General features: G+C 64.7%; 11 protein-coding genes. 9 read left to right on the top strand and 2 right to left on the bottom strand.

Translation table 11 applies throughout. From position 1 onward, the window contains the following. Positions 1 to 311: 311 nt before the first annotated feature. The 3 genes from VGH68_RS28820 to VGH68_RS28810 all read left to right on the top strand — a co-directional run bounded on the left by VGH68_RS28820 (position 312) and on the right by VGH68_RS28810 (position 3644). A complete protein-coding gene (locus VGH68_RS28820; RefSeq protein ID WP_331607146.1) occupies positions 312 to 1103 on the top strand; it encodes an alpha/beta hydrolase in 792 nt (263 codons plus the stop codon). Between the two features lie 167 nt (positions 1104 to 1270). Further along, the gene (locus VGH68_RS28815; RefSeq protein ID WP_331607144.1) at positions 1271 to 2341 is read left to right on the top strand and encodes an SDR family oxidoreductase; all 1071 of its coding nucleotides are present in this window, start codon (positions 1271 to 1273) and stop codon (positions 2339 to 2341) included. 484 nt (positions 2342 to 2825) lie between these two features. Next, positions 2826 to 3644 carry a mechanosensitive ion channel family protein gene (locus VGH68_RS28810; protein WP_331607143.1) on the top strand — a complete coding sequence of 273 codons (819 nt, stop codon included), beginning with the start codon at positions 2826 to 2828 and terminating at the stop codon, positions 3642 to 3644. Between the two features lie 112 nt (positions 3645 to 3756). On the opposite strand, the gene VGH68_RS28805 is transcribed toward VGH68_RS28810, so the two are convergent. Further along, the gene (locus VGH68_RS28805; protein ID WP_331607142.1) at positions 3757 to 4428 is read right to left on the bottom strand and encodes a DedA family protein; all 672 of its coding nucleotides are present in this window, start codon (positions 4426 to 4428) and stop codon (positions 3757 to 3759) included. Between the two features lie 196 nt (positions 4429 to 4624). Between VGH68_RS28805 and mutL the strand changes: the two genes are divergently transcribed. Continuing rightward, positions 4625 to 6760: a DNA mismatch repair endonuclease MutL gene (mutL, locus tag VGH68_RS28800; RefSeq protein ID WP_331607141.1), complete on the top strand. Its 2136-nt coding sequence runs from the start codon at positions 4625 to 4627 to the stop codon at positions 6758 to 6760. A 46-nt stretch (positions 6761 to 6806) separates the two neighbouring features. Further along, on the top strand, positions 6807 to 7751 hold the full coding sequence (gene miaA / locus VGH68_RS28795; RefSeq protein ID WP_331607140.1) for a tRNA (adenosine(37)-N6)-dimethylallyltransferase MiaA: 945 nt from the start codon (positions 6807 to 6809) through the stop codon (positions 7749 to 7751). A 356-nt stretch (positions 7752 to 8107) separates the two neighbouring features. Here the strand turns inward: miaA and purM are convergent, their stop codons facing one another. Continuing rightward, positions 8108 to 9175: a phosphoribosylformylglycinamidine cyclo-ligase gene (gene purM, locus VGH68_RS28790; protein ID WP_331607139.1), complete on the bottom strand. Its 1068-nt coding sequence runs from the start codon at positions 9173 to 9175 to the stop codon at positions 8108 to 8110. Positions 9176 to 9459: 284 nt separating this feature from the next. Between purM and hda the strand changes: the two genes are divergently transcribed. The 4 genes from hda to folK form a co-directional block, all read left to right on the top strand. Next, positions 9460 to 10281 carry a DnaA regulatory inactivator Hda gene (gene hda, locus VGH68_RS28785; RefSeq protein ID WP_331607137.1) on the top strand — a complete coding sequence of 274 codons (822 nt, stop codon included), beginning with the start codon at positions 9460 to 9462 and terminating at the stop codon, positions 10279 to 10281. Next, entirely contained in the window at positions 10274 to 10960 is a 687-nt protein-coding gene (locus VGH68_RS28780) for an HAD family hydrolase (protein WP_331607136.1), read from the top strand. The genes hda and VGH68_RS28780 overlap by 8 nt, the downstream gene beginning before the upstream one ends. Further along, positions 10957 to 12555, top strand: a complete 1599-nt coding sequence (gene pcnB, locus VGH68_RS28775) for a polynucleotide adenylyltransferase PcnB (protein WP_331607135.1) — start codon at positions 10957 to 10959, stop codon at positions 12553 to 12555. Before VGH68_RS28780 ends, pcnB begins: the two co-directional genes overlap by 4 nt. A gap of 48 nt (positions 12556 to 12603) precedes the next feature. Continuing rightward, positions 12604 to 12882: 2-amino-4-hydroxy-6-hydroxymethyldihydropteridine diphosphokinase (gene folK, locus VGH68_RS28770; RefSeq protein ID WP_331607134.1), on the top strand; the 279-nt coding region annotated here is incomplete at its 3' end.

The raw sequence follows: 12882 nt of genomic DNA, 5'->3' as shown, positions 1-12882 counted from the left end.
GGTGCCTATGTGCGCCGAGAAAGCTATGCGAATGTCGCGCAGTCGTTGTGAAAACTGTCTGTGGTCCCATCGAATTGACCGTCCACAGTTGCAAAGCAGCCGGGAAAAAGCTGGGAACTACTACGCTCTTTTATGTAAGCGAGCTCGGCCATCAACGCAAGCTCGGTGAAGACTCACTGAGCGATGCAAAACACGGACATCGATTCCCTATTCCCACGATAGAAGCAATCAATCAGCGGATCGGAATATCACGCGCGCAGCGTTGTTTTGCGCAAGTACGCCCACCGTTCTGATCGCTAAAGGAAATCGAAATGACACTCCATTTGACAGCCGCAGCCGTTATCGTCGCGTCAGCCATGCTCGCAGGCAATGCCGCATGGGCCCAGAACAACGCCGCGACGTCCCCGACTCCCGTTCACAACGTCGTGCTCGTACACGGTCTTTATGCCGACGGATCGAGCTGGGCCAAAGTGGTTCCGCTGCTGCAGGCGAAGGGACTGCACGTCACGGCGGTACAGAACCCGACGACCTCGTTTGACGCGGACGTCGATGCGGTCAAACGCGCATTGGCTGAGCAGGATGGACCGACACTGCTGGTCGGCCATTCGTACGCCGGAATGGTGATCAGCCAGGCAGGCGATGATCCGAAAGTCACCGGTCTCGTGTACATCGCGGCGCGCGCGCCCGATGCAGGCGAAGACTATCCGGCGTTGACCCGCAAGTTTCCGGCGGCGCCTGCTGCCGCCGGGCTGACATGGTCTTCGGACGGCTATGGGAAGCTCTCTGAAAATGCGTTCGTGAACGACTTCGCCGGCGATCTGCCGAAAGCGGAAGCGCACACCTATTACGCCGTACAGCAGCCGCTAGGCAAAGCGATCACGATGGCGAAGACGACGGTTGCCGCGTGGCACGACAAGCCCACGTGGTATGCGGTGTGGACCGAAGACCGGACCATCAACCCCGATCTCGAACGCTTCATGGCCAATCGCATGAAGGCTCACACGATCGAAATCGACGCCAGCCATGTATCGCTGCTCTCTCATCCGAAAGAAGTGGCGGATCTGATTCTGGAAGCAGCAGGTCAGCAGACGCCGGCGCGATAGCGCGGTCCGTTGAGAGCGCCTGAGAAATCTCGCGTATCGGCCTACAATCGAAGGCTGCTGGACAACGACCGTGCGACACGCCGGATCGGGCGCATGCTGCGCGCTGCTTTCCCGCTCGGGCGACGACTGTCGCTTCCTTCGAATCGACTCATCGACTTGTACTCGATATGGAAAAACAGGCACTCATCATTGGCGCGACGGGCATCGTCGGCGGCAATCTCGCGCAACATCTGCTGGCGCGCGGCGGCTGGAGCGTGACAGGCCTTTCGCGCGGGCGCACCGCGTCGCCTGGCGCAATCCAATCCATCACCGCCGATCTGACTGACGCCGGATCCGTTGTCCGTGCGCTAAAAGGGCGCGACTTCAGCCACGTGTTCTTCACCGCGTGGTCGCGACAGGCAACCGAGCGCGAGAACATCGACGTGAACGGCGCGATGGTCCGTCACGTGCTCGATGCATTAGGCCCATCTGGCAAGCTCGAACATGCGGCACTCGTCACGGGACTCAAGCACTACCTCGGACCCTTCGAAGCCTACGCGCAAGGCAACGTACCGCTCACGCCGTTTCGCGAGGAACAGGGACGGCAACCCGTCGATAACTTTTACTACGAGCAGGAAGACCGGCTCTTCGACGCCGCGCGCCAATATGGCTTTAGCTGGAGCGTGCATCGGCCGCATACGATTATCGGCTTTGCACTTGGCAACGCGATGAACATGGGCGTAACCCTCGCCGTGTACGCGACGCTTTGCAGACAGACGGGACAGCCGTTCATTTTTCCCGGCAGCGCGGCGCAATGGAACGGCATCACCGACATGACGGATGCGGGTCTGCTCGCGCGGCATCTGGAATGGGCGGCGAGTTCGCCGAATGCACGCAACGAGGACTTCAACGTCGTCAACGGCGACGTGTTCCGCTGGAAATGGATGTGGTCGCAACTGGCGCAGTACTTCGGCATCGAGCCGGCGCCGTTCGATGGCGAAACCCGGCCGCTCGAGCCGCGTATGGGCGGCGCTCGCGACCAGTGGGCCCAGATCGCGGCGCGCGACAAACTACGCGAGCCCGACATCGACAGGCTGGTGTCGTGGTGGCACACCGACGCCGACCTCGGGCGTCCGATGGAAGTGCTCACCGACATGACCAAGAGCCGCAAGGCGGGCTTCCTCGATTATCAGAGCACGCCGGATGCTTTCTTCGCGCTATTCGATCGTCTGAAGGCCGAGCGGATCATCCCCGCGTGACATTCGAGCATCGACGTGGACGAGGCCCGCGCCTTCGTCCACGCTCGTTGCGGTCTCATTCACAGGGCGTCCTTGCACGCACATCGATATCAAAGGCGCACGCGCGATCATTCCGGCGACAGCGCCGCGCACGCCGACCACCGGCGCGCCGCGAAAAACGACGCCGCCAAAGCGGTTGTCATCGCGACCTCACCATATTCCGAGTCGCGTCTGCGCATCAAGTCGGCACGTCCCAAATGAGTCGCGACAGCGCCCACCAGCACACCACTGCAGAACCCATCGAGCCGCGCCTGGCGGTCGCCATCTTGCATCTTTCGAATGCGCCGTGCGTAGACACCAGGAACGATCCTTGCGAACGGGCGCGCCGTCGCCTATAACTCCCGAAGATCACGTGTTACCGGTTGCAGCCGTCGCTTAAGCATTGCCGCTGTATTGCACCCCGTCGTTCAATCCGCTGATGGCAACTTATCCAACGAGGCCCACCGTGGATCTTGAGACCGTACGCACGTTTGTCATGACCCGGGGCATCGACCTCGGCACCGAAATCGTCGGCGCGATCGTCCTTTGGATCGTGGGCCGCTGGGCCATCGGTCTGATCACGGGGCTGCTGCGCAAGATGCTCGCACGCAACGGCCGCGTCGATCCAACCCTCGCGCATTACCTTGGGTCGATTCTCGGCGCATTGCTGAACCTGCTGCTGATTCTCGCGATACTGCAGATCTTCGGCGTGCAGACCACGTCGTTTGCCGCGTTACTCGCCGGTCTGGGCCTCGCGATCGGTACTGCGTGGGGCGGCCTGCTCGCGCACTTTGCAGCCGGCGTGTTCATGCAGGTCCTGCGGCCGTTCAAGGTCGGCGACTTCGTCACGGCCGCGGGCGTCACCGGCACGGTCACCGAACTGGGCATGTTCGGCACGACGATCGTGACGCCGGACAATGTCACGACCATCGTCGGCAACAACAAGATCTTCTCCGACACGATTTCGAACTACAGCGTGCTGCCGTTCCGGCGCGTCGAGTTGACCGCGAAGATCGCGAACGGCGTCGACCCGACCGATGCGATCGCGCGTTTGAAGGCCGCCGTCATGAAGATTCCGAACGTGGCCGAGAACCCCACACCGGACGTCGAGCTATTGAGCTTCACGCCGGAAGGGCCGCTGCTTTGCGTGCGTCCTTATACCGCCAATCAGAGCTACTGGCAGGTGTACTTCGATACCAATCGCGCGATCGTGCAGACCTTCAAGGAAGCCGGCTATCCGACGCCGGAAACACCGCTCGCGCCGCGCGCGGTGACGCGGGATTGAACGAGCCAAAGCAGCCTGCGATCATGAAAAAAGGCGTCGCGAGATTCGCGACGCCTTTTCCGTTTTCACTGACCCGGCACGAGCCGGCACTTCGGCGCTACAACGTCATACGTCAGCGATTAGCCGCGTTCGCGCTTTTCTTGCGCAGCATCTTCCACAACGCGCCGAACACGATCGGCACAATCGCGGCACCAATACCGACGAGCACGATCACGTTCAGGTACTGACGGATGAACGGGATATTGCCGAAGAAGTAGCCCAGCAGCGTGAGCAGCAATACCCACAGCAACGCGCCGATCACGTTGAACAGCTGGAAGCGGCTCCACGTCATCGACGACGCGCCCGCGACGAACGGCGCGAACGTGCGCACGACCGGAATGAAGCGCGCGAGCACGATGGTCTTGCCGCCGTGCTTCTCGTAGAAGTTGTGCGTCTTCTGGAGCGCGGTGCGGTCGAGAAAACGCTCGAGCACCGGAATGTGCGAATCGAACACGCGCGGTCCGATCGCGCGCCCGATCAGATAGTTAGTGGTGTTGCCGGCGACCGCGGCGATCAGCAGCAGCAGGATCAGCAGGCCAAGGTGCATTTGCCCGGTTGCGCTGAACGCGCCGCCGATGAACAGCAGCGAATCGCCCGGTAGGAACGGCAGAACGACGAGCCCGGTTTCGCAAAACACGATCACGAACAGCACCGCGTAGACCCAGGCGCCGTACACCTGAATGAAGTCCCCGAGGAACTTGTCGATGTGCAGGACGAGGTTGACGAAATGTAGCAACGTATCCAAGGAACGTCCTTTTATTTAGACCAGTATGGGCGGGAAGAAATGGGCGTCGCGCGGCCTGCACATGGAGGCAGGCAAACAGCAGCGAAGCCGCCGCGAATTGACCGCGACATGATACAGAAAGTGCGTCACCGCGATTAAAAATCCGCCGGGTTGCGGGCGCCCGTGAACCCATGTGTCGAGTCGCTATAATTTGGCCATGTCCGAATTCTCCGAAACGCCCGCCGGCTCCCCCGCCGAGCCCGCGCGCTCCGGCGTGGCGCCCGCGCCGCGGCCGTTGCGCGCGATCCAGCCGCTTCCCGACCAATTGATCAGTCAGATCGCCGCCGGCGAAGTCGTCGAACGGCCAGCCTCGGTGGTGAAGGAACTGCTCGAAAACGCGCTCGACGCGGGCGCGCAAACGCTGCGCATCCTGCTCGACGAAGGCGGCGTCAAACGCATCGCGATCACCGACGACGGCTGCGGCATCCCCGAAAACGAACTCGTGCTCGCGCTCACGCGCCATGCGACCAGCAAGATCTGCTCGCTCGCCGAACTCGAAGCCGTCGCTACGCTCGGGTTCCGCGGCGAGGCGTTGGCCTCGATTGCATCGGTCGCGCAGATGAGCATCACCAGTCGCACCGCCGACGCACCGCACGCGGTGCGCATCGACGCCGAGACCGGCGTGCTGAGCCCCGCGGCCGGCACACAGGGCACGACGATGGAAGTCCGCGAGTTGTACTTCAATACGCCCGCGCGTCGCAAATTCCTGAAGAGCGAACAGACCGAACTCGGCCACTGTCTCGAACAGATTCGCCGTGTCGCGCTCGCGCGGCCAGACGTCGCGATTTCGGTGCTGCACAACGGCCGCGCGGTCGAACACTGGAACGCGAGCGAGCCGCCCGCGCGCGTCGCGAAGATTCTCGGCGATACCTTCGCGACCGCGCATCTGCCGCTCGACGAGTCCGCTGGCCCGCTCGGGCTCTACGGCTGCGCCGGTCTGCCGACCGCGAGCCGCGGCCGCGCGGATCAGCAGTATTTCTTCGTCAACGGCCGCTTCGTGCGCGACAAGCTGCTCACGCACGCGGTGCGCGCCGCCTATGAAGACGTGCTGCATGGCGAGCGCTTTCCGTCGTACGTGCTGTTCCTCGATCTGCCGCCTGAAGGTGTCGACGTGAACGTGCATCCGTCGAAGATCGAGGTGCGTTTCCGGGATTCCCGCTCAATCCACCAGTTCGTGTTCCATGCGGTGCAGCGCGCGCTCGCGCGGCACGCGGGCGCGTCGCCGGAAACCACGGCCGGGGGGCACGCGGCGCATCTGGACCCGGCGGCTGGCGGGCCGGTTTCGTTTGGCTCAACGCATGTAGGCGGTGCAGGCGGTGCAGGCAGTGCGGGCGATGGCCGGGGCTTCGGCTCGGGCGCCAGCATCTCCAGCGGCTCGGGTGGCTTTTCGGGAGCGGGCTTCGGCGCGGCCGGGCGCACTGGCTTCAGCGGATCCAGCGGATTCAGCGGATTCACTGGCGCGCAGGCGGGTAACACGTGGATGCGCCAGTCGCGGATGACCCAAGGCACGCTGCCGGTCGCGCAACCACTGGCCGGCTACGACGCGCTGTTCGGCCGTAAGGACCCGCTCGCCGCTCCGGTGGAGGGCGCGTCGCTGTTCGAAGCGCGCGACTCGGCCGCCGAAACGGCGTCGCCATACGACACTTCACCAGCCACTTCGTCGCCGTTCGCCGCACGCGTCACCTCCCCAGCATTCGACGCCTCCGACGATCAGCCGCTCGGCTTCGCGCTGGGCCAAGTCCACGGCATTTACGTGCTCGCGCAAAACCGGCACGGGCTCGTGATCGTCGATATGCACGCGGCCCACGAGCGCATCCTGTACGAGCAGTTCAAGAACGCGCTGGCCGACCGCGCGATCGCCGTGCAGCCGTTGCTGATCCCGCAGACGATGCAGGCCGATCCGGTCGAAGTCGGCACGGTCGAGGAAGAGCGCGACACGCTCGATGCACTCGGCTTCGACCTGGCGGTGCTGTCGCCGACCACGCTTGCGATCCGCGCGGTTCCGGCGCTGCTGAAGGACGCCGATCTGCAATCGCTAGCGCGCGCGGTGCTCACGGACCTGCATGCATTCGGCGGCTCACGCGTGCTGACCGAGCGCCAGCACGAACTGCTCGGCACGCTTGCGTGCCATCACGCGGTGCGCGCGAACCGGCGCCTGACGCTCGACGAAATGAACGGGCTGCTGCGCCAGATGGAGGCGACCGAGCGGGCCGACCAGTGCAATCACGGGCGCCCCACGTGGTATCAGCTGACGCTGGGCCATCTCGACCGGCTCTTCATGCGCGGGCAGTAACGTTGCTGCGTTCGATAAAACCGCCTCGACGCACACCGGTTCGCTCATGACGCCACGCGCTGCCCCTGTCCCCTGTCTGCTCGGCCCGACCGCGTCCGGCAAGACCGCTGCCGCGCTCGCGATCGCCGCGCGCCGGCCGGTCGAGATCATCAGTGTCGATTCGGCGCTCGTCTACCGCGAGATGGATATCGGTACCGCAAAGCCGAGCGCCGACGAGCGCGCGCTCGCGCCGCATCATCTGATCGATATCGTCGATCCCGTCGATTCATATTCGGCCGCACAGTTTCGCGAGGACACGCTGCGGCTCACCGGCGAGATCGTTGCGCGCGGCCGGCTGCCGCTGCTGGTCGGCGGCACGATGCTCTACTACAAAGCGCTGACGCAAGGGCTCAACGATCTACCCGCCGCCGACCCGGACGTGCGCGCGGCACTCGACACCGACGCCGCCCGCGACGGCTGGCCGGCGCTGCACGCGCGGCTCGCCAGCGTCGATCCGCTCACGGCCGCCCGGCTCGCGCCGAACGACTCGCAACGCATCCAGCGGGCACTCGAAGTGTTCATGCTGACCGGCCAGCCGATGTCGACGCTGCTTGCGTCGCCCCCGCGCGTCGACGATACCGGCTCGGCGTGGCGCTTCGTGCCGGTCGCGCTGGAACCGTCCGAGCGCGGCGTGCTGCACGCGCGCATCGAGCAGCGTTTCGATGCGATGCTCGCGCACGGTTTCGTCGATGAAGTGGTGAGGCTGCGTGCACGCGGCGACCTGCGGCCCGACATGCCGTCGATGCGCTGTGTCGGTTATCGGCAAGTATGGGAGTACCTCGACGGCGCGGTCGATTACCGGACCATGCGCGACAAAGCTGTGTTCGCAACGCGGCAGTTATGCAAGCGGCAGCTCACGTGGCTGCGCGGCATGCCGGAGCGAATGGTGGTGGATTGCTGCGATCCGCACGCGACGGCGCGGGTGGTCGAACTGGTCGAGACACTGGTGTGATGCGTCGGGCGGGAGACGGGCGGACGGCAGCGAGTGAGGCGAAGCTTTGAGGCGGGGTTATGAGACAGCGCTTTTGACGGAAGCCCTCGAAGCGGAACTTCGAAGCAAACTCTTTGAAGCAGTCTTTGGGATAGCGCCTTGAAGGAGAGCTTTTTGAAGCAGAGCGTTGAAGCAGACTTTTGCAGCAAAGCCTAGAAACAAAGCCTGGAAACAAAGCCTTGAAGCAGAGCTTTCAAGCAGAGCCTTGAAGCAGAGCTTCGAAACCGCTTCTCGGGGCCAGCTTCGAACCGGCGCCCTGACCGACCCGGCCCCGCGTGACACACGCCATTGCGTGCGCCACGCAAGCCGTCAAAACCTCAGACCACCACCGTCTGCGCTTCACCGGCCGCGCTCTCACGCACCGTGCCGATCTTCCACACCTGCTCGCCCGCCGCTGACAGCAGACCGATCGCCGACTCCGCCTCAGTTGCCGACACGATCACCGCCATCCCGATACCGCAGTTGAACACGCGATGCATTTCCGCATCCGCGACACCGCCGTGCTGCTGCAGCCACGAGAACAGCGGCGGCAGCGGCCACGCGCGGTGATCGAGCTCGGCGGTCAAGCCTTCGCGCAGCACGCGCGGAATGTTCTCGACGAGGCCGCCGCCGGTGATGTGCGCCATGCCCTTCACCTCGATTTGCTGCATCAGCGCGAGCAGCGGCTTCACATAGATGCGCGTCGGCGCCATCAGCGCATCGGCAAGCGAGCGGCCGTCGAAATCCGCGTTCAGATCCGGCTGCGCGCGCTCGATGATCTTGCGCACCAGCGAAAAGCCGTTCGAATGGATGCCGCTCGATGCAAGACCGAGCACCACGTCGCCCGTGGCGATCTTGCTGCCATCGATGATCCTGCTTTTTTCCACTGCGCCGACCGCGAAACCGGCGAGGTCGTATTCGCCGTCCGGGTACATGCCCGGCATTTCCGCGGTCTCGCCGCCGATCAACGCGCAGCCCGACAGCTCGCAGCCCTGTGCAATGCCCTTCACGACGGTCGCCGCCGTGCCGACGTCGAGCTTGCCGCACGCGAAGTAGTCGAGGAAGAACAGCGGCTCCGCGCCTTGCACGAGGATGTCGTTGACGCTCATCGCGACCAGGTCCTGGCCGACGGTGTCGTGCTTGTTCAGTTGGAAGGCGAGACGCAGTTTGGTGCCGACGCCGTCGGTGCCGGACACCAGCACCGGCTCCTTGTATTTTTTCGGCACTTCGAACAGCGCGCCGAACCCGCCGATGCCGCCTAGCACGCCGTCGCGCAGCGTCTTCTTGGCAAAGGGCTTGATCGCGTCGACGAGGGCGTCGCCCGCATCGATGTCCACGCCGGCGTCGCGATACGACAGACCTTGGGCCGAATCGGTTGAATGCTGGGCGGATTTCGGTTGATTCATGGGGAAGAGCTCGAAGGTCGGTAAAATGCGATTTTACCCGATGCCGGTCGCCTGGCAGGAATTCGCGGGTTCGACGACAGCCGAGAAACGACCTTGCAATACGACATCCCGATTCCGGCCTGGCCGGCCCGCACGCGCCCACCCAAGCCGTGTCCCGCACGCGGCCGGACAGCGCGGCGGGCACGCCGCAACACTGACTGCCTTTCGACGTTTTAGGCCCCGAGGCACGCCCCTTTCGTCCCACTCCGGTTGGGCGCCGGCCTCATTTTCGGCATTAACCTACTGTGCTTCGTCAACTGACGCTCGATCTCGGCACCCCGCCGCCATCGACATTCGACAATTTCTTCGCCGGCGCGAACGCCGAGCTGGTCACGCGCTTGCGCGAGCTCGACCACGCGCTCGCCGCCGGACCGGTCGCCGACCGCACCTTCTATATCTGGGGCGAAGCCGGCAGCGGTCGTACCCACCTACTGCAAGCGCTCGTGCATGAAGCGCCGCCGGGCCATGCGCGCTTCGCCGGACCACAGAGCAGCCTCGCCGCTTTCGGCTTCGATCCGCGCGTCGCGCTGTACGCGATCGACGATTGCGACGGCTTGTCGGCCGCGCAGCAGATCGCCGTGTTCAACCTGTTCAACGAGGTACGCGCACACCCCACCACCGCGCTGGTCGCCGCCGGGAACGCCGCGCCGATCGGCATGACGGTGCGCGAGGATCTGCGCACCCGCCTCGGCTGGGGTCTGGTGTTTCATCTCGCGCCCCTGCCCGACGACGCCAAGCCCGCGGTGCTCAAACGCGCGGCGCGCGAGCGCGGCATCATGCTCGCCGACGACGTGCCGGCCTACGTGCTCACCCACTTTCGCCGCGACATGCCGAGCCTGATGGCGCTGCTCGACGCGCTCGACCGCTTCTCGCTCGAACAGAAGCGCGCGGTCACGCTGCCGCTATTGCGCACGATGCTGGCCTCGCCGGGCGCCGACGAACGGCACGGTTCGGCGGCCGCGGCGGCGGGCTCGAACGGCGGCGCTCACGCCACCCAACCCGCCGCTGCCCCGACGGGTTCACACGCCGGCCTTCCCGCTTCAAGTAAAATAGGCCCCCATGGCTAACCTTGCACTCTTCGATCTCGATCACACGCTCATTCCCACCGACAGCGACCACGAATGGGGCCGCTTCATGGTGAAAAAAGGTATGGTCGACGCCGAAAACTTCGCCCGCGAAAACGACCGCTTCTTCGCCGACTACAAGGCCGGCAGGCTCGACATTCACGCCTACCTGGTCGCCATGCTCACGCCGCTCGCCAAGTACACGCGCGCGCAACTCGCCGACCTGCACGCCGAGTACATGCACGAAGTGATCACGCCAGCCATCCTGCCCGCGGCGCTCGAACTCGTGAAGCAACACCGCGAAGCGGGCGACCTGTGCTGCGTCGTCACCGCGACCAACGAATTCATCACCCGGCCGATCGCCGAGGCCTTCGGCGTCGATACCCTGATCGCGTGCGAGGCGGAAACCATCGGCGGTGATCCCCATGGCGCGTACACCGGCCGCCCCACCGGGACGCCGAGCTACAAGGAAGGCAAGATCGTGCGCACCGAAATGTGGCTCGCGTCGCTCGGCAAGAGCTGGGGCGACTTCCAGCACAGCTATTTCTATAGCGATTCGCACAACGACATCCCGCTGCTCGAAAAGGTCACCGATCCCATCGCGACCAATCCGGACGATACGTTGCGCGCCCATGCGCAGAACAAAGGCTGGCGCATCCTCGAACTCTTTCAACCCTCGTGATCAAGAAACTCATCCGCAAGCTATTCGGCCAGGACACGGCGACCGCTAACGGCGCGCTCGCAGCCGAAACCAACGTCGACACCAGCGCCGAGGCCGGCAGCGCGCCCGTGCGCACCAAGTCCGCCTCGGCGAGCACGGCGCGGCCGCGCCGTAAATCGGCCGCCGCCGCCCCGACGGCCCCGCGCGAGCCGGACGTGCCCGTGATCATTCCGCACGACGTGCATGGCATCGATCCCACGCTGATCTCGCGCAATGCGATCCGCGTGACCGAGGGTCTGCAGCAGGCCGGCTACCGCGCGTTTATCGTCGGCGGCGCGGTGCGCGATCTGCTGCTCGGCGTGAAGCCGAAAGATTTCGACGTCGCGACCGATGCGACGCCCGACCAGGTGCAGAAGCTGTTTCGCCGCGCGCGCATCATCGGCCGGCGCTTCCAGATCGTGCACGTGCAGTTCGGCCAAGAAATCATCGAAACCTCGACGTTCCGCGCTCTCGTCGATCCGCCGGCCGCCGATGCGCCGCCGCCGAAGCGTCTGAAGCGCGACGAACTCGACCGCCGCACCCACGCGGTCGACGCGAGCGGCCGCGTGCTGCGCGACAACGTGTGGGGCGAGCAGCACGAAGACGCGACGCGGCGCGACTTCACGATCAACGCGATGTACTACGATCCGGCCACGCAAACCGTGCTGGACTATCACAACGGCATGGCCGACATGCGCGCGCGCCTGTTGCGCATGATCGGCGACCCGGCCACGCGTTATCGCGAGGATCCGGTGCGGATGCTGCGTGTCGTGCGCTTCGCCGCGAAGCTCGGCTTCGAAATCGACGAAGCGACGCGCGCGCCGATCGACACGATGGCCGATCTGATCAACAACGTGCCCGCCGCGCGTCTGTTCGACGAGATGCTCAAGCTGATGCTGTCCGGCCACGCGCTGGCATGCCTGAAGCGGCTGCGCCAGGAGGGGCTGCATCATGGCCTGCTGCCGCTGCTCGATGTCGTGCTGGAGCAGCCGACCGGCGAGCGCTTCATCTCGCTTGCGCTGTCGAACACCGACGCGCGCGTGCTGGCCGGCAAGCCGGTATCACCGGGCTTCCTGTTCGCGACGCTCATGTGGCACGACGTCCAGCAGCGCTGGCAGAAATTCGAGGCGGAAGGCGAGTACCCGGTGCCCGCTCTGCATCGCGCGATGGACGAAGTGCTCGATATGCAGACCGAGAAACTCGCGATCCACAAGCGCTTCTCGGCCGATATGCGCGAGATCTGGGGCCTGCAGCTGCGCCTCGAGAAACGCTCGGGCCGCAGCGCACTGAAGCTGCTAGAACACCAAAGATTTAGAGCGGGGTATGATTTCCTCCTGTTGCGCTGTGCATCGGGCGAACTCGACGAGTCGGTCGGCGCGTGGTGGACGGAGTTCATCGAAGGAGACGCCGCCGCGCGCGAGATATTGCTCACGCAAGGCGGGAAGGACCGGAGCCCCAGAAAACGACGGCGGCGCGGTGGCGCCAGAAACCGCCAATCAGGTGACGGACTGGAGGGCGGCTCGCCCGCCGAACGCACGGACAACGACGCGGGCCAGGCAGGCTCGCACGAAGACTGACGCGGCGTTCGCGGAAGCCGTCGAACGATAGTTGCAGGAAGTTATGCCATGACGGTTGCTTATCTTGGCCTCGGCGCGAATCTCGGGGACGCGCGCCAGACCCTGAAAGACGCGGTGGTGTGCCTCGCCCAACAGCACACCATCACCGTGCTCGCCAAATCGAGCCTGTATCGCACCGCCCCGATCGACGCGGGCGGCGACGACTATTTCAATTGCGTCGTGAAGCTCGAAACGACGCTGCCCGTGCGGCATCTGCTCGCGCTGTGCCACAAGATCGAGCATCAGTTCGGCCGGGAGCGGCCCTTTCGCAATGCACCGCGAACGCTC

Origin of the sequence: Paraburkholderia sp. (assembly GCF_036488505.1) — a bacterium.
In the GTDB taxonomy this organism is placed as follows: domain Bacteria; phylum Pseudomonadota; class Gammaproteobacteria; order Burkholderiales; family Burkholderiaceae; genus Paraburkholderia.
The sequence above is the reverse complement of the archived record's forward strand: the minus strand, read 5'-3'. Positions and strand labels throughout refer to the sequence as shown.